22 protein-coding genes are annotated in these 21,038 nt (G+C 63.6%); 10 read left to right on the plus strand and 12 right to left on the minus strand.

The genetic code is table 11. The features are described 5' to 3' along the window. Nucleotides 1-42: 42 nt before the first annotated feature. Genes AB4M76_RS05155 through AB4M76_RS05165 form a run of 3 tightly spaced genes read right to left on the minus strand, consistent with a single transcriptional unit; the run spans nucleotide 43 to nucleotide 3,721 of the window. Nucleotides 43-2,232: a xanthine dehydrogenase family protein molybdopterin-binding subunit gene (locus AB4M76_RS05155; protein ID WP_368440735.1), complete on the minus strand. Its 2,190-nt coding sequence runs from the start codon at nucleotides 2,230-2,232 to the stop codon at nucleotides 43-45. After that, nucleotides 2,229-3,218: a xanthine dehydrogenase family protein subunit M gene (locus AB4M76_RS05160; RefSeq protein WP_368440736.1), complete on the minus strand. Its 990-nt coding sequence runs from the start codon at nucleotides 3,216-3,218 to the stop codon at nucleotides 2,229-2,231. Before AB4M76_RS05160 ends, AB4M76_RS05155 begins: the two co-directional genes overlap by 4 nt. Beyond that, nucleotides 3,215-3,721 (minus strand): 2Fe-2S iron-sulfur cluster-binding protein, encoded by a 507-nt coding sequence (locus tag AB4M76_RS05165; protein WP_368440737.1) that lies wholly within the window; start codon nucleotides 3,719-3,721, stop codon nucleotides 3,215-3,217. The genes AB4M76_RS05160 and AB4M76_RS05165 overlap by 4 nt, the downstream gene beginning before the upstream one ends. A 205-nt stretch (nucleotides 3,722-3,926) precedes the next feature. Between AB4M76_RS05165 and AB4M76_RS05170 the strand changes: the two genes are divergently transcribed. Next, on the plus strand, nucleotides 3,927-4,073 hold the full coding sequence (locus AB4M76_RS05170; RefSeq protein WP_368440738.1) for a hypothetical protein: 147 nt from the start codon (nucleotides 3,927-3,929) through the stop codon (nucleotides 4,071-4,073). A gap of 228 nt (nucleotides 4,074-4,301) precedes the next feature. Beyond that, entirely contained in the window at nucleotides 4,302-5,471 is a 1,170-nt protein-coding gene (gene pobA, locus AB4M76_RS05175; RefSeq protein WP_368440739.1) for a 4-hydroxybenzoate 3-monooxygenase, read from the plus strand. Between the two features lie 17 nt (nucleotides 5,472-5,488). Here pobA and AB4M76_RS05180 read toward each other — a convergent pair whose 3' ends face one another. Continuing rightward, nucleotides 5,489-6,799, minus strand: a complete 1,311-nt coding sequence (locus AB4M76_RS05180) for an NAD(P)/FAD-dependent oxidoreductase (protein ID WP_368440740.1) — start codon at nucleotides 6,797-6,799, stop codon at nucleotides 5,489-5,491. A gap of 503 nt (nucleotides 6,800-7,302) precedes the next feature. Here AB4M76_RS05180 and AB4M76_RS05185 point away from each other — a divergent pair. After that, nucleotides 7,303-8,220: an MYG1 family protein gene (locus AB4M76_RS05185; RefSeq protein ID WP_368440741.1), complete on the plus strand. Its 918-nt coding sequence runs from the start codon at nucleotides 7,303-7,305 to the stop codon at nucleotides 8,218-8,220. A gap of 4 nt (nucleotides 8,221-8,224) precedes the next feature. Here the strand turns inward: AB4M76_RS05185 and AB4M76_RS05190 are convergent, their stop codons facing one another. The 3 genes from AB4M76_RS05190 to motA are packed head-to-tail and all read right to left on the minus strand — an operon-like array spanning nucleotide 8,225 to nucleotide 9,767. Continuing rightward, a complete protein-coding gene (locus tag AB4M76_RS05190; protein ID WP_368440742.1) occupies nucleotides 8,225-8,650 on the minus strand; it encodes a hypothetical protein in 426 nt (141 codons plus the stop codon). Continuing rightward, the gene (locus tag AB4M76_RS05195) at nucleotides 8,647-8,874 is read right to left on the minus strand and encodes a hypothetical protein (RefSeq protein WP_368440743.1); all 228 of its coding nucleotides are present in this window, start codon (nucleotides 8,872-8,874) and stop codon (nucleotides 8,647-8,649) included. The genes AB4M76_RS05190 and AB4M76_RS05195 overlap by 4 nt, the downstream gene beginning before the upstream one ends. A 26-nt stretch (nucleotides 8,875-8,900) precedes the next feature. After that, nucleotides 8,901-9,767: a flagellar motor stator protein MotA gene (gene motA, locus AB4M76_RS05200; protein ID WP_368440744.1), complete on the minus strand. Its 867-nt coding sequence runs from the start codon at nucleotides 9,765-9,767 to the stop codon at nucleotides 8,901-8,903. A gap of 93 nt (nucleotides 9,768-9,860) precedes the next feature. Between motA and AB4M76_RS05205 the strand changes: the two genes are divergently transcribed. The 6 genes from AB4M76_RS05205 to AB4M76_RS05230 all read left to right on the plus strand — a co-directional run bounded on the left by AB4M76_RS05205 (nucleotide 9,861) and on the right by AB4M76_RS05230 (nucleotide 15,458). After that, the gene (locus AB4M76_RS05205; RefSeq protein WP_368440745.1) at nucleotides 9,861-10,976 is read left to right on the plus strand and encodes a hypothetical protein; all 1,116 of its coding nucleotides are present in this window, start codon (nucleotides 9,861-9,863) and stop codon (nucleotides 10,974-10,976) included. Nucleotides 10,977-11,163: 187 nt separating this feature from the next. Beyond that, entirely contained in the window at nucleotides 11,164-11,619 is a 456-nt protein-coding gene (locus AB4M76_RS05210; protein WP_368440746.1) for a MucR family transcriptional regulator, read from the plus strand. Between the two features lie 42 nt (nucleotides 11,620-11,661). After that, entirely contained in the window at nucleotides 11,662-12,600 is a 939-nt protein-coding gene (locus AB4M76_RS05215; protein WP_368440747.1) for a flagellar motor protein MotB, read from the plus strand. 217 nt (nucleotides 12,601-12,817) lie between these two features. Then, on the plus strand, nucleotides 12,818-13,495 hold the full coding sequence (locus AB4M76_RS05220) for a hypothetical protein (protein WP_368440748.1): 678 nt from the start codon (nucleotides 12,818-12,820) through the stop codon (nucleotides 13,493-13,495). A gap of 23 nt (nucleotides 13,496-13,518) precedes the next feature. Further along, nucleotides 13,519-14,775 carry a flagellar hook-length control protein FliK gene (locus AB4M76_RS05225; RefSeq protein WP_368440749.1) on the plus strand — a complete coding sequence of 419 codons (1,257 nt, stop codon included), beginning with the start codon at nucleotides 13,519-13,521 and terminating at the stop codon, nucleotides 14,773-14,775. Nucleotides 14,776-14,786: 11 nt separating this feature from the next. Further along, nucleotides 14,787-15,458 carry a flagellar hook assembly protein FlgD gene (locus AB4M76_RS05230; protein WP_368440750.1) on the plus strand — a complete coding sequence of 224 codons (672 nt, stop codon included), beginning with the start codon at nucleotides 14,787-14,789 and terminating at the stop codon, nucleotides 15,456-15,458. Nucleotides 15,459-15,476: 18 nt separating this feature from the next. Here AB4M76_RS05230 and AB4M76_RS05235 read toward each other — a convergent pair whose 3' ends face one another. The 5 genes from AB4M76_RS05235 to flgF all read right to left on the minus strand — a co-directional run bounded on the left by AB4M76_RS05235 (nucleotide 15,477) and on the right by flgF (nucleotide 19,130). Further along, nucleotides 15,477-16,043, minus strand: a complete 567-nt coding sequence (locus AB4M76_RS05235; protein WP_368440751.1) for a hypothetical protein — start codon at nucleotides 16,041-16,043, stop codon at nucleotides 15,477-15,479. Nucleotides 16,044-16,123: 80 nt separating this feature from the next. After that, the gene (locus AB4M76_RS05240; protein ID WP_368440752.1) at nucleotides 16,124-16,894 is read right to left on the minus strand and encodes a flagellar basal body L-ring protein FlgH; all 771 of its coding nucleotides are present in this window, start codon (nucleotides 16,892-16,894) and stop codon (nucleotides 16,124-16,126) included. Continuing rightward, nucleotides 16,891-17,550, minus strand: a complete 660-nt coding sequence (flgA, locus tag AB4M76_RS05245) for a flagellar basal body P-ring formation chaperone FlgA (RefSeq protein WP_368440753.1) — start codon at nucleotides 17,548-17,550, stop codon at nucleotides 16,891-16,893. The genes AB4M76_RS05240 and flgA overlap by 4 nt, the downstream gene beginning before the upstream one ends. Continuing rightward, nucleotides 17,550-18,335, minus strand: coding sequence for a flagellar basal-body rod protein FlgG (gene flgG / locus AB4M76_RS05250; protein WP_368440754.1), 786 nt, complete (start codon nucleotides 18,333-18,335; stop codon nucleotides 17,550-17,552). The genes flgA and flgG overlap by 1 nt, the downstream gene beginning before the upstream one ends. A gap of 51 nt (nucleotides 18,336-18,386) precedes the next feature. Next, nucleotides 18,387-19,130 (minus strand): flagellar basal-body rod protein FlgF, encoded by a 744-nt coding sequence (gene flgF, locus AB4M76_RS05255; RefSeq protein ID WP_368440755.1) that lies wholly within the window; start codon nucleotides 19,128-19,130, stop codon nucleotides 18,387-18,389. 108 nt (nucleotides 19,131-19,238) lie between these two features. Between flgF and AB4M76_RS05260 the strand changes: the two genes are divergently transcribed. Then, on the plus strand, nucleotides 19,239-21,005 hold the full coding sequence (locus AB4M76_RS05260; RefSeq protein ID WP_368440756.1) for a hypothetical protein: 1,767 nt from the start codon (nucleotides 19,239-19,241) through the stop codon (nucleotides 21,003-21,005). Nucleotides 21,006-21,038 lie beyond the last annotated feature (33 nt).

The raw sequence follows: 21,038 nt of genomic DNA on the forward strand, positions 1-21,038 counted from the left end.
TGCAACCAAGCGGCACAGACGTCGGTCAACAGCGCCGCACCGTCACATCCCGGCGATGACCTTGTCCAGGGTCGCGGGGTAGTCACGCACCCGCACGCCGGTGGCATTATAGATCGCATTGAGGATCGCCGCCGCCGCGCCGCAGATGCCCAGCTCACCGATCCCCTTGGCCTGCATCGGGTTGGCCCAGTCGTCCCGCTCTTCGAGCAGTTCAACCGTCAGCTGCGGCACATCGGCGTTCACCGGAATGTGGTATTCGGCCAGATTATGGTTCGCCACATGGCCGTCGCGGGGATCAAAGGCCAGTTCTTCGGTCAGCGCCATGCCGATGCCAAAGGTCATGCCGCCCAGACATTGCGACCGCGCGGTCTTGGCGTTCAAAATGCGCCCCGCGGCAAAGCTGCCATGCATCCTCCGCACCCGCGTCTCCCCCGTGGCCGCATGGACGGCGACTTCGGCGAAATAGGCACCGAATGTGGCCTGACGCACGGCCTCAGAGGTCTCGCCCGCCTCCACATGACCCAGCTTCACGATCTCATCGTTCTGCAGGATATCGGCAAGATCGCGGGTCTGATTGGCAAAGGTCGCGCGCCCGTCCTTGAGGGTCAGGTCCGTCTCGCTTACCTCCAGCCGTTCGGCCAGTTGCTGGCGGATGGCTTGGCAGGCGATGTAGACCGATGTCCCGCTCGATGAGGCCCCCCAAGACCCGCCAGAGCCCGAGGCGGGCGGCAAAGCGGTATCGCCCAAGACGACCTCGACAGCATCGCGCGGCAGGCCCAGCATGTCCCCGGCGATCTGGCCAAGGATCGCATAGGTGCCGGTGCCGATGTCGGTCATATCGGTCTCGACCCGGGCCGTGCCTTGCGGCGTCAGCGTGACACGCGCTTGGGATTCCATCAGGATGTTCACCCGGGCCGCCGACGCCATACCATAGCCGATCAGCCATTCACCTTCTCGGCGTTCCTTCAGACCGGGCCGGTCGGCCCAGCCAAAGATTTTCGCGCCGCTGTCCAAGGCGTCCTCAAACCGGCGGGAGGAGAACGCCTTGCCGCTTTCGGGGTCTTTGTCGGGAATGTTGCGGCGGCGCAGTTCCACCGGGTCCATGCCGATCTGCTGCGCCAATTCATCCATCGCGCTTTCAAACACGGTCACGCCCACCGCTTCCCCCGGCGCGCGGACGGAGCCGCAGCAGAGCCTATGCACCCGCGCCAGATCCATCGACATTTTCCGGTTCGCCCCGCCATAGAGGAAATGCGACGCCTGCAAGACCGGCTCGGCAAAGGTCTCTCCCGGGAGGTTCGAGACCAGCGCGTCATGGCCGAGACCGATCAGGCGGCCCTCGGCATCGGCAGCGAGCCGGATGCGCTGGCGTGTATCCGAACGCCGCATCGTCGCCTCATAGACCTGTGGCCGCAGCAAGGCGACGGAGACCGGGCGCCCGACCTCTTGCGCCGCAATGGCCGCCGCCACCGCCTCGGGCGCGATCCCGAGTTTGGAGCCAAAGCCGCCGCCGACATAGGGCGCAAGGATCCGCACCCGATCGGGGTGAATCCCCAAGGAATCCGCCAGTTCGTTGCGGTTGTATTTCAACATCTGATAGCTGCCGCGCAGGGTCAGATCCTCGCCTTCCCATGAGGCGATCGAGGCATGCGGCTCCATCGGCGTGCTGGAATGGGAGGGGGTGGTATAGGTCGAGTCCACCGTATGCGCCGCGTCGCGCATCGCCGCGTCCAGATCGCCTTGGTCGAGGGATTGGGCCTCCTGCGGCTCGACCGCGGCGGTCTCTGTCGTGACCGCCACGACCTCGGCGTTCCCAAGTGTGACTTTGACCGACTGCGCCGCGTGGCGTGCCTGTTCAAAGGTTTCGGCCACCACGAGGGCGATCAACTGCCCCATATAGGCCGCCTGCTGCGGCCCCTGTACCGGGGCTTCATTCGCCTTGCCCTGCGCCGGGTTGCGCAGCAGCCGTTCGTCCTGGATCACCGCCAATACGCCCGGCATCGCGGCCACATCATCGCGGTTGCTCAGAACGACACGCCCGCTTGGCCCCGGCGCGCGGACCATGACGCCATGGGCCATATTCTCGACCTGCCATTCATTGGCATAGGTCGCCTGTCCGGTCACTTTGAGCGGCCCCTCTGGCCGGTCCAGCGGCGCCCCGACAAGGCCCTGCGCCATATCATCAAGCCGCCGGTCCGTGGCCGGGGCGTCCATCTTGAAAACCTCGGTCATGCGCCTGCCTCCTTGGTCAATTCAGTGAGCACCGACACCAGCGTCCTGCGGGCGAGGGGGATTTTGAAGTCATTCGCGCCGAAGCCCTGCGCCTCGGCCAAAAGGATGTCCGCCGCCTTGTTGAAGAGCGCCTCCGAAGGCGCTTCGCCGAGCAGCAGATCTTCGACTTCCGCATTGCGCCAAGGTTTCGGGGCAAGCCCCCCGAAGGCCAGATCGGCATGGCTGATGCGCCCGTCTTTCAGCCCCATGATCCCCGCGACAGAGACAAGGGCAAAGGCGTAAGACGCCCGGTCCCGCACCTTGCGGTAGGTCTGCCGCGCGTCCTCGATGGGGGCAGGGAGGACGACCGCCGTGATCAACTCGCCGGGTTCCAGAACGGTTTCCCGCTCGGGGTGATCACCGGGAAGCAGATAGAGCGCGTCCAGCGTCAGGCGGCGTGTCTCGCCGTCCTGTTTCAACGTCTCCACCTCAGCGTCCAGCACGCGCATAGCCACGGCCATGTCGCTGGGATGCGTGGCGATGCAATGTTCCGAAGTGCCAAGCACCGCGAGGATGCGGTTGAACCCCTCCCGCGCGGCGCAGCCGCTGCCGGGGTCGCGCTTGTTGCAGGGCGCGGCCCGGTCATAGAAATAGAGGCAGCGGGTGCGTTGCAGCAGATTGCCCCCGGTGGTCGCCTTGTTGCGCAGCTGCCCGCTGGCCCCGGCCAAAAGCGCACGGCTGAGCACCGGCCAATCCCGGCGCACGCGGGTGTCATTGGCCAGATCGCTGTTGGTCACCAGCGCCCCGATGCGCAGCCCGCCCTCCGCGGTCTCTTCGATCTGCGACAGGTCCAGCCGGTTGATATCGACCAGCTTCTCGGGGGTCATGACCTCAAGTTTCATCAGGTCCAGCAGATTGGTGCCCCCGGCGATGAAGCTGCCGCCGCCCGCGGCCTGCTGGGCGGCCTCCGCCCGGCTGTTGGCGCGGGCGTAGTCAAAGGGTCTCATGCGCTTTCCCCCGCGGCTTTGCGGATCGCGTCCACGATATTGGGGTAGGCCGAGCAACGGCAGAGATTGCCGCTCATCCGTTCCGAAATCTCCGCAGGCGTCAGTTTGGGCGTCTCATCCAGGTCTTCGGTGGCATGGCTGGGCCAGCCTTCGGCAATCTCTTCGAGCATGGCCGTGGCGGAGCAAATCTGGCCGGGGGTGCAATAGCCGCATTGGAACCCGTCCTCAGACTGAAAAGCCTGTTGCAGCGGGCTTAGATTGCCGGGCTGGCCAATGCCTTCGATGGTGGTGATCTCATCCCCGTCATGCATACAGGCGAGCGTAAGACAGGCATTGATGCGCCGCCCGTTCACCATAACGGTGCAGGCCCCGCATTGCCCGTGATCGCAGCCCTTCTTGCTGCCGGTCAGCCCCAGATGGTGGCGCAGGGCATCGAGCAGGGTTGTCCTTGGATCCAGCTCTAGCCGGTACTGCCTGCCGTTGATGGTGAGTTCTGTCTCCATGTCAATTCCTCCCGCCGGATCGGTGCTGGACGGGCTATCCAGCTTGGTCATTGGGGCGAGACGTAAAGCGGGGGCGACGCTCAGCAAGGGCGGCGGTTCAGAAAGGCGGCGGAAGACCGCCGCTGCGGCTGGGGAACATCCGGCTCTGGCCCGGCGTTCAAATTGTAAGACGCAGGTGATCTCAAAAGGACATAGGAGGCCGAAAATGCCCAATGAGCCAGAACACGCCAAAGAGAAACGCCCACCGCACCGCAAGCGGCAGCACGCGCAGGACGACCACGAAGGCGCCGCGCATCGGCCCGAAGAGTTCGACACGCAGAACCCGCAAAAGCAGGTCGATAAGAAGGATTAAGCGACGCTCAAGCAGCGCGATCACGCCGGGGCCGAGAGAAACACTTGGCACCCGGCTTTTTTGTGCCTGCCTGCGTGCGTTGGGTCGCCCTAAATTGCTTGCCACAAAGCAACCGCTATAGCTCCCCGTCAGTCCGCATTCGGCAAGGCGCATCACGATTTTCCCTGTCAGCCGTTGCTCTTACGCGCGCGGTTATGTGATGCTGCCCGCAAATAGGGGAGGGCAGGGATGAAGACCCAAGTGGCAATCATTGGCGGGGGGCCGTCGGGGCTGCTTTTGGCGCAATTGCTCAGCACCGTGGGCGTCGAGAGCATTGTGCTGGAGCGTCAGACCAAGGATTACGTCCTCGGCCGTATCCGCGCTGGGGTGCTGGAGCAGGGGCTGGTGCGGATGCTGGAAGAAGCAGGCTGCGCCGATCGGCTACATGCGGAGGGCCATGTGCACGATGGGGCGCTGATCTCCTACGGGGATGAGGACTTCCGGATCGACTTCAAAGGCTTGGTCGATGCATCGGTCGTGGTCTACGGGCAGACCGAGGTGACCCGCGATCTCTACGATGCCCGCGAGAAGGCCGGGGGGCAGATCCTGTTCAACGTGGAACATGTGCAAATTCACGGCGCCGATGGGGACAGCCCCTATGTCACCTTTGACATCGACGGTCAGGCGCAGCGGATCGACTGCAATTTTATCGCGGGCTGCGACGGGTTTCACGGTGTCAGCCGACAGGCGATCCCGCTTTCGGTGCGCCGCGAGTATGAGAAAATCTATCCTTTCGGCTGGCTGGGTGTCCTGAGCGAAACACCCCCGGTGCATGACGAGTTAATCTATGCCAACTCGAAGCGCGGCTTTGCCCTATGCTCGATGCGCAGCGATCATCTGAGCCGTTACTACATTCAATGTTCGCTGAGCGAGAGCCCGTCAGATTGGACCGATGCCGCCTTTTGGGAGGAGCTGAAGCGCCGCATCCCCACGGATATGGCCGAAAAACTGGTCACCGGCCCCTCCATCGAGAAAAGCATCGCCCCGCTGCGGTCCTTCGTGACCGAGCCGATGCGCTGGGGGCGTTTGTTTCTCTGCGGCGACGCCGCGCATATCGTGCCGCCCACCGGGGCCAAGGGGCTGAACACGGCGGCGTCTGATGTGCATTACCTGTTCCAGGGGCTGAAGGCGTTCTATCTGAAGGGATCGACGGCGGGCATCGACAGCTATTCTGCCAAGGCCCTGCGCCGGGTTTGGAAGGTCGAGCGGTTCTCTTGGTGGTTTTCGTCCCTGCTGCACCGCTATCCGGATCAATCGGAATTTGATCTAAAGATGCAATTGGCTGAACTGGACTTCCTGCGATCAAACCACGCCGCGCAGCTGGCGATGGCAGAGAATTACGTCGGGCTGCCCTATTAGGGGCGCCCGCTCCGGCCTCAGATCCCCAGTCGATCCCGCAACCCGTACCACCAGGACCCGGCCACCGAATAGGGCACGCGCAGCATCCGCCCCCCGGGGAAAGGATACCAAGGTACATTGGCGAAAACGTCAAAGCGGGTCAGATCGCCGTCAATCGCCTCGGACAGAATGCGCCCAAAGGTATGCGAGCCGGTCACCCCATGGCCGCTGTAGCCATGCGCGAAATAGGTGTTGTCGCCGATCCGCCCCATCTGCGGCACGCGGCTAAAGGAGAGGGCAAAGTTGCCGCTCCAGGCATGGGTGATCTTGATGCCTTTCAACTGCGGAAAGACTTTGTCCATATTGCGCCGCAGCTTGGCTTCGATGTCGCGCGGGTCGGCGCCGCCATAGACCGTGCCACCGCCGAAGAGCATGCGTTTGTCGCCCGAAAGGCGGTAGTAATCGAGGATATAGCGAATGTCTTCGACACAGGCGTCACTGGGCAAGAGCTCATGCGCAAGATCCTCTCCCAAAGGTTCCGTCGCCATGACCTGGGTCGACACCGGCATGACCCGCGGCGCAAGCTCTGGCACCACATGGCCGAGGTAGGCATTGCCGCAGAGCACCAGCGTCTTGCAGGTCATCGTCCCCTTGTCGGTCCTGACCACCGGGCGCGCGGCCTCATGGTCCACGCCCGTCACCGGTGACATCTCATAGATCGTGCCGCCGTTTTGCTCAAAGGCCGCCGCTTCGCCAAGGGCGAGGTTCAGCGGGTGCATATGGCCGCCGGAATGGTCGATCATCCCCCCGGCATAGAGGTCGGAGTTCACATGCGCGCGCAGCTGGTCCTTGTCCAGCATCTCTTGGTTCTTGATGCCGTAGCTTTCCCAAAGCTTCATCCGCTCTTCCAACTCGCGCATATGGGCTGAGGTCAGGCCGGTGAAGATGTTCTTGTCTTTCAAATCGCATTTGATGTCATAGCTGCGGACCCGCTCGCGGATGATCTCGCCGCCTTCCTGCACCAGACCTGCGACAAAGGTGGCGGTGTCCTGGCCATAGCGGCGTTTGATCGTTTGCAGGCTCGCGTTCAGCCCGTTGACGATCTGCCCGCCATTGCGCCCCGATGCGCCCCAGCCAACCCGCGCGCCTTCGATGATGGCAACCTTATAGCCCTTCTCGGCCAGATGCAGACCGGTCGACAGCCCGCTATAGCCCGCGCCCACGATACAGACGTCGATCTCGTGGTCGCCCTGCAAAACCGGACGTTCCGGCGCCGGGTTGGCCGAGGCCGCGTAGTAGCTGGTGGTATGGCTGCCGTCGCCGGCGTAGGGGTGGCTGGGCCGTGACATCAGGGGTCCTCCGGTTTGCTGAGGGGTGAGGCTGCGGGTATGCGGCATGGTGAAAGATTTGATCAAATTACATATCACCGCGGGCCGGGCTGTCAATGAAGCACATGCCCGGATCCAACGTCACCGCCAATCGGCGGCCCGCTTGCTGCTACTGCCGCATTGACGCCATCTTGCAGAACACAGGCGGGGCGTATGGGGACCTGTGGTGCATCGGTATTTGAAAAAGGATGAAGAAGGGGAAGGGGTCTCGCCCAGGGGCATTCTACTTGTGTGGCAGAGACTGTGGCGCCTTTAAGCGCCCGGGGTGAAAGCGCGCCTTTTCTGGGGCGGCGATCCGGCCGCAAGGCGCGCTTGCTCCCTTTCATCCTTTCTTAAATACCTCTGCGCCCCCTCGCCGCGCGCATGACGCTGGTTATGGTTGAAACTTGGCCCCGCCTCACGGTAACTGCCCTAGGGGTCGTCAATCATGTCCAAGGCCCGTTTCCCAAGAGCGAGGCCGGCCCATGCGCGTTACCCATCTTGTTACCCATTCCGGCGGCTTTCACGCGGATGAACTGCTGTCTTCGGTTATTCTGACGCAGTTGTTTCCCGAGGCCACGCTGCTGCGCTCGCGGGAAGCGGAGTGGATCAGCCCCGGCGCGGGCAAGATCATCTATGACGTGGGTCGCGATTATGATGCAGAGGCGGGGATATTCGACCATCACCAGCGGCCCAACCCGCTGCGCGAGGATGGTCAGCCCTATAGTTCATTCGGGTTGATCTGGCGGCATTTCGGCCGCGACTATCTGCGCAGCCTGGATGTGCCCGAGGGGGATGTCGAGGAGATCCACGCCAGTATCGACAGCGGTTTCGTGCTGCCGATTGACCTGCTCGACAATGGTGCGCTTGAGCCTTCGGTCGCGGGGCCGCTTGCGGGGATGACCCTGCCGGTGCTGCTCGAATCGCTGAAACCCGCCTTCGACGCCCGTGACCCGCAGGCGGACGACGCGGCCTTTATGGCCGCTTTGCCCGTGGCGCGCGCCTTTGTCGAAGCGGCGGTCCGGGGCAAGGCGGCGAAGCGGCGGGCCGAGGCGGTGGTCTTGCAGGCCATCGCAGATGCCGGTGAGGGCCGCGTGTTGGAGCTGCCGCAGGGCATGCCATTCCGCGCGGCGGTGGAAAAGGCCGGGGCCGATCATCTGCTCTTCGTGGTTCACCCGCGCGGCACCGATTGGGCGCTGACCACGATCCGCAAAAGCGGTGACAGTTTCGAGGCGCGGGCGGATCTGCCAGAGGCCTGGGCCGGCTTGACAGATGCCGCCTTGGAAGAGGCCAGCGGCGTCGCGGGGGCGACCTTCTGCCATAACGCGCGTTTCATCGCGGTGGCGCAGAGCCGGGAGGCGATCTTGAAAATGGCCGAGCTTGCGGTGGCGGAGGCGCGCTGAGCGGCTACCTGCGGTCTTCCAGCCAGATCGACAGGAAGCCTTCGGCCTGCGCGGCGGTCTCGGCCGCATTGAGGGCCTGCTGGCGCGCCTCGGCGCGGCGGCGGCGGATGAGGTCAATGCGTTTGGCCTCGGCAAAGAGACCGTTGAGCCGGTCGTGAATGCCCGCGCTGTCGGCCCGAAGCCGCTCGGCCTCGGCTTCCTTGCCGTGGATCGTCTCTGACACATTGCGGATAAAGGCCGAGACCACCCGCGTCGCCTCCACCGCGTCTGGATCGCCGCGATCGTTTAACTGCGTCATCAAGTCTTGGCGCTCGGTCTCGATCTGAGACAGGGCGCGGTTCACCTCGGCCATCTCCTGCGCCACGTTTTCCATCTCGTAGCGTTTGAGGCGTGAAAGCACCGCCAGACCGTCGCCGCGCTTGGGCTTCACTTGTCGGGCTCCTGCGAGAGGACGATGAGGCGTTCGCGCATGCGGGCGAGGATCTCCGGGTCGAGCAGCGGCAGGCCCGTCAGGGGCGGGACATGGCCGATCACCCCATGGCTTTGCATCGAAGCGGGCAGGGCGGGTGCGGCAGGCGCGTCTTTTGCCGTGTCGCCCGCCTCTTCCTGCGCCGCCGGCGCGGCCAAAGCCGGCCCTGCGAGCAAGGCCAGCATAGAGGTTATGAAAAACCCGTGGCGCATCACACCGCAGGCAATTCGCGCTGCGAAGCCTCCACCGCAGAAAAGCCGGGCTGTTTGGTCGTCGGGATATTGCCGCGGCCCAGTTCAATGCAGATGCTGGGCGGGTGGCCCGCGACGATGGCCACGATCACATCACGGATCACCGTATAGATCGCGCTGTCTTCTTCCTCGATCTGCTCAAGACGGCCCGCGATGGGCTGCACCATGCAATAGGCCAAGAACACGCCAAGGAAGGTGCCAACGAGCGCCCCGCCGATCATAGCGCCAAGGATCTCTGGCGGTTTGTCGATCGAGGACATGGTTTTGATCACGCCCAGAACCGCCGCAACGATGCCGATCGCGGGCAGCCCGTCGGCCATGCTTTGGATCGCACTGGCGGAAACCAGCGATTCATGATGATGCTTTTTGATCTTGCGGTTGATCACGTCTTCCATCTGAAAGCGGTCATCGAACTGCATCGACATCATGCGGAAGCTGTCCGCGATGAGGTCGGTGATGAAGTGGTCCTTCATCAGCTTGGGGTAGCGCTGAAAGATCGCGCTGCTCTCGGGGTTTTCGATATGCTCGTCCATCGCCACGATGCCCTTGGTCTTATAGAGCCGTGACAGTTCGAACATCAGGTCAAGCATGTCATTGTAATCCTGCGCTTTCCAGCGCGGCCCCTTGATCACCCGCAAGACGCCCTTGGCGGAGGATTTCACCACCCCGAAGGAATTGGCGATCACGAAAGCCCCGATCGAGGCGCCGCCGATCATCATGCCTTCATAGGGTAGGGCGTAAAGGACGATGTCCATGTTGCCGCCCGACAACATGAAGCCGCCAAAGACCATCCCAAAGATCATCACAAGGCCAATAAAGAGTGTCATTGCCGCACACGCCTCCAAAACTAAACTATTCTTACTTTATCCTTGAGTGATAACCTTTCGGCAAGTATTATGTAGGAAAGAACTTGGGTTTTCATGATGAATAGTGGTTTTTCTGTCAAAGAAGAGTTGAGCGAAAACGCAGCGGGTTCGGCAGAGCCTGATGCCTTCGCCTATTTCGTCGATCCAGCCGAACTTGTGCAGCTTGTGCAGGGCTGGCCCGAGGGGATGCGGCTGCTGCTCTGCATGGATGCGGCGGGGCTATGCGAATTCGTGGTCTTTCACAATGACGAGGAAAGCGTGGTCTTTGACCGGGTGGCGGATATCCTTGACCGCCCCGTCGGCAGTTTTGCCGTGAGCCCCGAGGTCGAAGGCCATCCGACCCGGCGCCTGCTTTTTTCGGAGGAAAACGCGCTGCTGAAGGCGATCCAGGACAGCAAGACCCTTGAGGAAACCGCCGCCGATTACCTCATCAACTACAGTTTCGCGCGCGAAGAGGGGTTGGATTTTGACGAGCTTATGCGCCCGCGTTTCGACTTTGACGAGGGGCAGGGGCTGCGGGTCACCACCGATAAGATCTTCCCGCTCGGGTCGCGCAATGGCCGCAAGCGGCGCAAGCTGCGCGCGGGCCCGCCAGAAGGCTATGTGCCCTCTGCCGAGGTGACATCGGGGGAATGCTATTACCTGAGCCTTGAGATGTGGCTCACCGGCGGGCGGATGCGCATTGCGAGCGACCCGGACCAACCGCTGCCGATGGTGCCGACACTGGTGCGCGACATTGCCTTTCGCGATGATTTCGCCTCGGTCTATATCCCCCGCGATACGCTGGCCTCGGACTGGCGGCCCAAGGATAACATGGTGATCGACATCCCGGCGGAACTGTTCCCGGCAGGGTTCAGCGACAGTTGCCAGCGCCGCGAAGTCAAAGTGGCGGTCATGCCGCGCGGGATCTTTGTCGAGTTTGGCGCCGCAATCGACGTGCCGGAGCAGCCTGAGCCTGAATTGCTCGATCCCGCCACATTGACCCCGCAGGCGGCAGCGCCACGCAAGAGCCTGTGGAAGAGCCTGCACATCCCGCTGATCGCGGTCGCGGGTCTGGGTGTCACGGGGCTCTTCAGCACGATTATCGCGCAGACGACGGGCAATGATCCCGCCCCCCGCGTGACCGCAACACCGGCGGTTTTCGAATCCGTCGCGCAAATGCAGCCATGACCCGCTTTCCGCAAAAGTGGCGAAAAAGTGCTTGTCAATGCTTGCGCGGGTTCCAAATACAAGTAGAATCGTGGTAAGAATAAATGGCAAAGGATGATCTATCTTTGCACTTGGAGTTTGAAGCTCTTCACCGGGCTTTTGTGGACCTTGCAGAAGGCAAGATTAACTTAACGAAGGAAGTTTCTTCATGCCTAATGTCACCCACAAGCAGAACCTGAGCGATACCGCAATCGCGACCATCGTGTCGGGTTTCGCCAGCCGCAGCGATGTCACGATCGACGATATCATGACGCTGGTCGACCGCCTGCGCGGCACCGCAGCCGACGCGCAGACAGAAACCGCCATTCCCGGCATGACGGCGGCGCCAAAGGCGCGGGCGATCCCGGCGGCGGCGGTTGAGCAGACCATGACCGAAGACACGATCTTTTGTCTCTGCTGCGGCAAAGGGTTCAAGATGCTCAAGCGCCATATCGGTGCGGAGCACGGGCTGACCGAAGCGGAATACCGCGTCATGTTCAACCTGCCTGCCGATGCACCGCTGGTCGCGCCGAGCTATTCCAAGCGCAAGGCGGAATATGCGAAACGCGCCGGTCTGGGCAAATACACCCGCGACAAGTCGGACCGCAACACAGAGCTTTCCTGATCCGGGCCCGCGCCCGATCGCGACACGCCGGGAGGCCCTGTCATGGCTGACAAAAAGAACGCGATGATCATCATCAAGCGCTATGACGCGGAGGGCGGCCACGCCCATCACGGCGGCGGCTGGAAGGTGGCCTATGCCGACTTCATGACAGCGATGATGGCGTTTTTCCTGCTGCTGTGGATTCTCGCCGCCTCGGACGAAGAGAAGCTGCGCGGCCTGGCCAATTACTTCACACCCACGGTCTCTGACGGCGGCTCTTCTTCGGATGCGGCGGCGGACCTGCGCCCCTTAATGGCGGCGGGGGTGATGACCGGGGCGGTGGACAATACCGGCAATGTGCAAAAACCGACATTCGGGCGCGACAACCCGATGATGGTCTTCGACAGCCGCCTGCGGGACAAGGCGCCGGCGGTGGTGGTTGAATATGCCGAGACCAGCGATCCGGCCGAGGCGGAACAGGCGGCGGACCCTGCCACACTCGCCGCCACCGAGGAGGCCGAGCGCCGCCAGGCCGAGATTGACCGCATGGCCGAGGATATCGCCGAGCGCATCACCTCCGACGCGGAACTCAGCGATCTGGCGCGCAATGTGCGGTTGGAAAAATCGAGCGGGGCGCTGACGGTGCAGGTGCTCGATCAGGACGAGCGGTCGCTCTTTGAGCGGGGCAGCGCGGATATTTCCGCCAAGACCCGCGAGCTGCTCTTGGCCATCGGCGATGTCATCGCCGCCCAGAACCAACCTGTCGAGATTGTCGGTCATACCGATGCCGCCGCCTTTGGCGCGCGCAATGGCTATGGCAACTGGGAGTTGTCAGCAGACCGCGCCAATGCGACGCGCCGCACCCTGATGGATGCCGGCATATCAGCGGCAAGGTTCCTGCGGGTTTCGGGCGTGGCCGACACCCAGCCGATCAACACGACAGACCCGCTCGCGCCCGAGAATCGCCGCATATCGATCCGCCTTGTCTATCAGGCAGGCTGACCCCTTATTCCCAAGCCGATGCGGGCCGATATGGCCTGTGCGAAAACTGCGACATCCCTGCCGCCTGCGGATGAAATTCTGGCGCTGCTGTGTAAAATTGTTGACGGTCAAGGTCTTGCAATCTAGACCTTATGTAACAAACGAGCACCAGGCACCCAAAAAACCTTAAAAAACCGCCTGGATAAACCATGGACAGAATGTCCTGAACGAGGCGAAAATGCAGGTTAATTCACTTATCGGTGGCATCTGGAAGGGTGCCTGCCACATAGATTCATCGGCCGATGGCCGTCACTTTAATATGCTGATCCGGGCTTTGATTCCGGTGCAGGCCTCGGTCTTTGAAATGCAGGATTGGGCCGGTCATCCGGTTGCAATGCCAGATTGTATCGAGCCGATCCCCGGCTTTTGTCTGGGCGATATTCTGGCCGAAGAGCTCGACGCCGATGTGCCTTTCGGCTCGCTCGTCGTTATTCGCAAACGCGACAATTTCCAAAACATCTCTCAGGCCGCCGGTGCCTTGGTCGGTGAAGTGCTGATCGGCATTATCGGGCGCGGCCTGTTCCCGATGATGGACGAAGACAGCGTGCTGCACACCTTGGGGCAGGCCTATCACCATGCCGCCGAGGCGGATGAGCTTCTGCGCTTGGGGCTGGAGCCCGCTGCGTTCCGGGCGGGGCTGAACGCGGTGCTCGCGCAATATTGGGGCCGCCCGGTGGACAGTATGGCGGTTTTCTCTGCCGATAATGCCGCCAGTCAGCCCTCGCTTCAGGCGTTGACCGGGGGCAAGGCGCAATTGACGCTGAACCAATGGACCCTTGCGCTCAAGGCGTTGATCAAGGGCAACCTGTCCGAGCCTGTCCGTGAGGGGCAGCGCGGCAACGTCAGAATTTCCTGAACCGTCAGGGCGGGGGACGCCAGATGATCGCGCAGATTTCATCCACCAGTGTTTCGGCCCCCACAGCCGCCGCGCGCTCTGAGCCCGGTGCGGCGGCGGGCTTTGCCGCGCTCATGGGCGGCGGGGAGCGGGGCGTCGTCCCGCCGAAGGGCCAAGACACGCCGGAGCCACTGGCCGAAGCGGCGGCGGGGGCAGAGGACGCCGAGACCGCCACGCCCGAGACGGCAGAGGGGTTGATGGCGCTTCTGGACGATACGATCGCCGGGCTTCACGCCGGCAGCGCGCAGGTCACGCGCAAGACAGCACTTGCAGCGTTCGCTGCGGCACTTGGCGAAGGGCCGGTGGAAACGGTGGACGACCTGGCGGCGGTGGCGCAGCTGGCGGACCCGGAAACTGCGGCGGCTTTGCAGGATAAGATCAACGGCGCCTTGCGTTTGGCCGCGGGCGTGGGGCAGCTCAGCCTTGCCTCTGCCGGGGTGCCGGTCGTCGGGCGCGTGACGATGGCCAGCGCCGCGCCGCAGGGGCTTCAGCCCGGCGAGGCTGCAGGCCTGACCACCGCCGCCGATGGGGCGCTCAGAGAAGCCATGGGTCTACGGCAAGAGGGCGGGGCGCAGCCTGCCGCATCCCTTATGGATGCCCGCGTGAACCTGACCAATGCCGACCCGCGCGCGGCTGCCCCTGATCAATTTGCCGATGCGGTAAAGGGGCTGCAAACGGCCAACACCGGCAGCAGTGCCGAGGCCATCCTGCGCGAGGCAGCGCCGGCCCCTCAGACGCTTACCGCAGAGCCTCAGCGCTTCTCCCCGCCTGCGCCTGCGGGCACGGCCCCCGCGCCGAGCCCCACCGCCACGCCGGACGCGCAGCTGCGCCAGCATGTCGCGCAGCAGATTCGCAGCTTTGAGACCACCGACAATAAGATGCGTTTCTCGCTTTCGCCCTATGGCATGGGCGACATTGAAATCGAAGTGATGCGCGGCGAGGGCGGGCGGATGCAGATCGCCATGACCGCCGAAAGCGCCTCGGTGCTGCAAATGCTGCGCCATGACCGCGAAAACCTGCTGGAAGCGCTGAACGCGCGCGGCATCAGCGCCGAAAGTGCCGATCTGGATTTCCAGACCTTTGGCGAACGCGGCCGTCAGGACGGGCGCGACGCCCCTGCACCCATGCCACAGATGGCCGAAGGGGCAGGCCAGTCCGACGACCTGTCTGACAGCGACGCCAGCGCCGCCCCGGCCCCCCGCAATGCCAGCGGCCCCGGCCAGTTGGACATCCTCACCTGAAAGGCGAGATCATGATTGATGGACTGAATTCGAATACTCTGGCGACCAGCAGCGGTTCCAGTGCGGCGGCCACTTCGGCGGGCGAGTTGCAAGAGAGCTACAACAGTTTTCTAACCCTGCTCACGGCGCAGATCTCGAACCAGGATCCGCTGAAGCCGGTGGATTCGACCCAATTCGTCTCGCAGCTGGCGCAGTTGACACAGGTCGAGCAAAGCATCGCCACCAATGCGAACCTCGAACAGATCAGCACGATGCTCTCCACGGTGGGGGCCATGTCTGACATGCAGTTGATCGGGCGCGATGTGCTGGTGCCGTCCAGTCAGGTGCGCATGACGGAAACCGATTTTCCGCTGAGCTATGAGGTCGCCCCGGGGGCCGAGGCTGTGAACATCCGCATCTATTCGCAAGACGGCAATCTGCTGCGCGAGTTGCCGGGCAGTTCGACAGAATCGGGCGAGGTGATCGACGTGGCCTGGGACCGGCGCGATTCCCAAGGTCTGCCGGTGCCGCCTGATACTGTCCGGGTGGAAATCGCGGCCAAGGATTCAGCCGGAAATGACGTGCGCGTCACGCCGCTGACCCGGGCAGAGGTGGCGCGGGTGAACTTTACCGCGAATGGGGCCGAACTGGTGCTCGACAATGGCGAGGCGGTGTTGTCCCAGACCATTCGGTCGGTTCTGTAACGGGCAGGCGGCCCCGGCTCAGAGGCGCGCCACATCCTGTTTGTAGAGCGACACGAACATTACATCGTCGATGCCGCTATGGTCGCGGCTGATGAGGTCGCGCAAAAGCTGCGAGAGCGCGTCGCTGTCGATCGCCACCCCGCGCAACACAGTGCTTTCGGCGGCAAGGTTCATGGCCTGCAAGAGTGAATCCCGCAGCCGGGTGGCGTCTTCGACCCGGCGGTAGCGTTCGGCCAGTTCCAGTGATTCAAGCTTGAGCGCGAAATCCGCAACTACGTAGGAAATGCTGTTGGTCTTTTCGACCGGGATCGTCATCTGGCCCACGCGGACGATCTTGCGGTCCTGTGCCAACATGTAGCGGTCCAATTCCGCCGGGGCGGCGTCTTGGGCGGCCTGCTCCTCTGCCGCGCCCTTCTTGCCGGGGGTGGTCCCCTCAGCCCCCTGCGCGACCTCGTCGGCCTGCGCTTGGTCCTTCTTTGCCAGATCCTCAGGGGCTGGGGCGGGGGCCAGAGCCAGACCAGCCCCATAGCCCGCGCCCATGCAAAGCAGGGGGAGTGCCACGAATGCGATTGCTGCCTTTTTCATCTTCGACCTTTCCTGAGCTTGCGTCAGGTTTACAGGCCGATTGCGACGGCAATGGTCTCACTTTGTGACCAAGTCGCGAATTAATAGGGCAGGATCACATCCATCGCGTCTTCGCCATAGCTGCGCTCCTGGGCGCGCGACAGGGTGCCTCTGCCGCCATAGGCGATGCGGGCTTCAGCGATCTTGTCATAGGATATGGTGTTGTCGTCGCGGATGTCGGCAGGGCGCACGATCCCGGCCATGCGCAGCTCGCGCAGCTCTTGATTCACCATGATTTCTTGGCGTCCCGCGACCACCAGCGTGCCATTGGGCAGCTTGTCGATCACCAATGCGGCGACTTTCAACTCGATCCGCTCATTGCGCGAAATCGCGCCAGAGCCGCTCGCTTCGGAGGCCGATCCGATCTCAACCACATCGCCACTGGGCAGATCGGCGGCGCTGATTCCGGGCAGAATTGCGGCAATTTTCGCGCCATAGCCAAAGAAGGTCGGGAAACCGATCGAACTTGCGCCTTCGCGCTCCCGGTCGGTGGAATTGCGCAGTTGCGCGCGGTCGTCGATCGAGATCACGACGGTCACGATATCGCCAATGTCATCGGCGCGCTGATCGGAAAACAGCGCCTCATGTTTGGCCGAGAAGAGCGAGGCGCGGGCGCTGCCGCTGCGGGGCGGCTCCATCGCGGCGGCGGGCATCGGCACCTGCACGCGGGCGACCTCGGGGATCGTCTGCCTGTCGACCACAAGCGGCGAGGGCTGGGGATCGCGGTCAAAATGACGGTCGGCGGCGCAGCCAGAGAGGATCAGGGACGCGCCCAGAGCCAGAAGGCCGGGGCGGGTGAAAGCGGCTGTCATTGCACGATCTCCACGGTCCCTGCGCCGGTGGCGATGCCGGTGACCGTCTTGTTGCTGATAAGGTTCACGATCCGGACTTCCTGCCCCTCATGCGCGTCGCTGAGCGCGCGGCCCGGCGAGCGCAGGGCGAGCAGCCCGTCGCTGAAGCTGATCTCGACCCGGTCGCCCCGGCTGATCACAAGCGGGTGAATGATCGACTGGGCCTGAATGGGGCGGCCCGGGGTCAGCACCCGGCGCACCTGCTTGCCGATGACCTCTTCGATCTCGGTCTCCACATAGGCACCCACCCGGCCCACGGGCAGGCGCATGACGGTCAGGTCATCTTCCATGATGATCTCGTCTGGCAACAGGCGGCGGGTCGGCACAGGCACCGGCAGGGTGATCAGCGCCAGCCCCCCGATGCGCTGCACATCGCCGGTCTCAAGCACGGCATTGGCCAGAAACTTGCCGCTGCGCGGGTCCATCCAGAACTCGGCCAATGTGAGGACTTCGCCCTTTGGCGGCTCTTTGACCGTGATCTCGAAGGCGCCCTCGGGCGGCAGGCTGTCGGCGTAATCCGAGCGCGCGCGTTCTTCGACCAGCACGGCAAGAGGGGCCGCGAAAGCCGGCCCGGCAAGCAGCATCACGCCAAGCAGGAATGTGCCCAAACGTCTCATCAGCGGATCTGGTTCGCCGCGGACAGCATCTGGTCTGCGGTCTCAATGGATTTGGAGTTCATCTCATAGGCGCGCTGCGCCGAGATCAGATCGGTGATCTGCTGGATCACATTCACGTTCGACGCCTCAAGATAGCCCTGCCGCAGCAGCCCGGTGCCGGGCGCGCCGGGGGTGACGACCTGCGCCTCGCCCGAGGCTTCGGTGGCCAGCAGGAAGTTGTTGCCCACGGGGCGCATCCCCGGCTCGTTGACAAAGGTGGTCAGGCTAAGCTGGCCCAGTTCCACCGGAATCGGGTCATTCTCGACATAGGCCATGACGACGCCCTGCTCGTTGATCTCTACCGAGGTGGTGTTGGGCGGCACGACAAGCCCGGGATCGACGCGGTAGCCCTGCATGGTGACGATCTCACCCTCCGCCGAGAGCTGGAAAGACCCGTCGCGGGTGAAAGCCTGATTGCCGTCGGGCATCAGCACCGAGAAATAGCCCCGCCCGTCGATGGCGACGTTCAACTGGTTCTCGGTGGCGACCATGCCGCCTTGGGTATTGAGCCGCACGGTCCCGGCGGTCTGCACCCCCATGCCGATGTCCACGCCCACGGGCCGGGTCGAGCCGGCCTCAGATGTCAGCGCCCCTTCGCGTTGCATGGATTGATAGATCAGATCCTGAAACGCCGCGCGGCTGGCCTTGAAACCGGTCGTATTGGCGTTGGCGATGTTGTTGGAGATCACATCGACATTGGTCTGCTGCGCCATCATGCCGGTGGCGGCGATGCTGAGTGCCTTCATTGCTTCGTTCCTTCCGTTCTACGGATGCCCCATCTGGGGCCAAATCCGGGGTCAGACGGCCTGCATGATCCGCTTAAGCGAGTCGCGGCGCAGGTCGTCCGCATTGCCCATCAGGGTATTGGTGCGCTCATAGGCGCGTTGCACGTCGATCAGCCGGGTCATCTCGCGCACCGGGTTTACATTGCTCAGTTCCAGCGCGCCTTGGCGCACGGCGGTGCCTTCTGCCGGGCCGGGCTTGGCCGCGCCTTCGGGGGCGACCAACATGCCCGCGCCGAGGCGCTTGTAGCTTTGAATTTCAGGGACATCGAAAACCCCGATCTTGCCCAGCGGTCCGGTCTCACTGCCCGAAATCGTGCCATCTTCGGAGATGTTGATCTCGCCCAAGCCCTGGGTCGGCAGTTGGATCGGCGCACCGCCCGCATCAAGCACTTTCGCCCCCGACAGCAGCGTCAAGTTGCCCTGCGTATCAATGGCAAAACTGCCGTCGCGGCCATAGGCCTGCTGGCCTTCGGGGGTCTGATAGCTGAACCAGCCCGCGCCATGCAGGGCCACATCAAGCGGGTTGCCGGTCTGGGACAGGGCGCCGGGGCGGGTGTCGATATAGGAGCCGGTGTCGCTGACAAAGGCGGATTGGTCATCGGCCGAAAGGGTGTTGTCCTGCAGGAAGGTCTCAAAGACCACATGCTCACCCTTGTACCCTGCGGTGCTGGCATTCGCGATGTTGTTTGCGGTGATGTCCAACTGGCGCTGCAAGGATGTCGCCAGCGACATGCCGATATGGGTGGATTCTGTCATGGTGCACCTCAAGGGCTGCAAGGATGAAGCGACTTTTTCTAGGTCACTGTGAAATAATGAATGGATTTATACAAGAATAAAGTGCATCTATCCATAGAGATGACGCATTTGCACAACATTGTTCTTGGGCTTTCTTTGGCAATTGCTGCGCCGGTGATGGCGCAGGAGGCGGCTGTTTTCGCCCCCCTGCGTCTGACCGAACAGGGGCAGCGTGATTTCCTCACCGCGCGACAGGACCTTTCTAAGCAGATGGTTCAGGCCCGCCCGCAAGGGGAAGCCGGGACAGATCAGGCGCCGACGGCAGACCTTCTGTTGGATATGGCGGAGCTTCATCTGGCATGGATGCTGCGCCCGGAGGCTGGCGGCTACCTTGCCGCGCTTGACCCCGAAAGCTTGCCGCAAGCCGCCCAGCGGCGGCACCGGACGCTGGGCCTTGCGCTGGCGCTTCTGGATCAACAGGCATCGCCGGACGGGCTTGGGCAGGCGGTGTCGCGTTCGGTCGGATGGGGGCAGGGGCAGGCGCTGCGCGCCGCGGCTTTCGCCCGGATCGGCGCGGTGGAGGAGGCCGCCCGGCTGTTGCCGGATATTACCGCGAGCTTCACCGGGCTTTCCTCCGCGATCGAGGCCGCGCTCCTGCCGGACCTTTTGGAGGCCGCGCTTTTGGCGCAGGATTGGGAAGCCGCGCAGGCGCTGGCCGAGCGTTTCGCCGCCCATGCCGCCCTGCGCGACGGGCCGGCCTATCGCTACCTGCTTGCACGGGCCTCTGAACTGTCGGGGGATTATCTGATGGCCTTTGATGGCTATGCCGAGGCGGCGCAGGGCCGGGATCGCTATGCCCATCGGGCGCGGCTGGCGCTGGTGCGGATGGGGCGCGCGACCGACAGCCTGCCGCTGACGGATGCGGTTGCCTTGCTCAAATCCGCCCGCTGGCTTTGGCGGGGGGATGAGGTGGCGCGCGACGGTGTCAGGCTTCTGGCGTCTCTGGCCGAGGAGGCCGGGGACCGTGACGCCGCGCTCTGGGCCTTGGGCCATCTGATCAAAGACGCATCGGAGGAGGAGGTCGAGGCGCTGCGGGCGCGGGCGCGGGCGGTCTATGGCCGCTTTTACAGCGCCGGCGCGGCAGGGGAGATTGATCTTTCCGCCTTTCTTGAGGGCCATGCGCGTATCGCGCACCATTGGCGCTTTGACGCGGGCTTTGCCGCCCATGCGCGGGCCGTGCCGCAACGTCTGTTCGAGACCGGGATGACCGCCTTGGCCGCCCGTGAGTTCCGCGCCCTGCGCGAGCTGGCCGAAGCGGGGAGCCGCCGGGGCGGGGCGGACCCCGGCTTGATTGCCGATCTGCGGAGCCAGGAGGCGCGCGCCCTCTTGGCCGGCGGCCAGGCGGATGCGGCGGTTGATCTGCTCAGCGGCTTTGCCGATGCGCAGGGGATCAATGCCGAAGCCGAAGCGCTGCTGATCGACGCTTTGGCGCAGGCCGGGCGGTCGGATGAGCTGGCCACGCTGCGGGTCAAGGCGCAGGACATGGGGCTGCGCCGCAGCCGCGCCGTGGCGCTTTACGAGACCGGCAAATGGGCCGCCGCGCGGCTGGCGTTCCTGGAGATGTGGCAGGCCCATCCCGACCAGTTCAGCTTTGCCGATGCCACCCGCCTGACCCTCGCCGCCTATGAGACCGGCGACCGTGATACCGTGGCGCGGGCGGCATCGGCCTTTCCCACGCTGACCGAACTGCCCGCTTGGGGCGCGATCGCCGCGACATTGGGCGCGGGGGCCAAGGCCGGGCCGGTGGGGCAGGAGGAGATGCGCCACAGCATGCGCAGCGCGGACCGCATTCTGGACGCGGTGACTCATGTCACCGACGTAAAGGAAAGCGAGTGATAAAATTATCAAATATAAATTTTATTCTTGATT

This window comes from Sulfitobacter sp. PS-8MA (assembly GCF_040933935.1).
Taxonomy (GTDB): Bacteria; Pseudomonadota; Alphaproteobacteria; order Rhodobacterales; family Rhodobacteraceae; genus Sulfitobacter.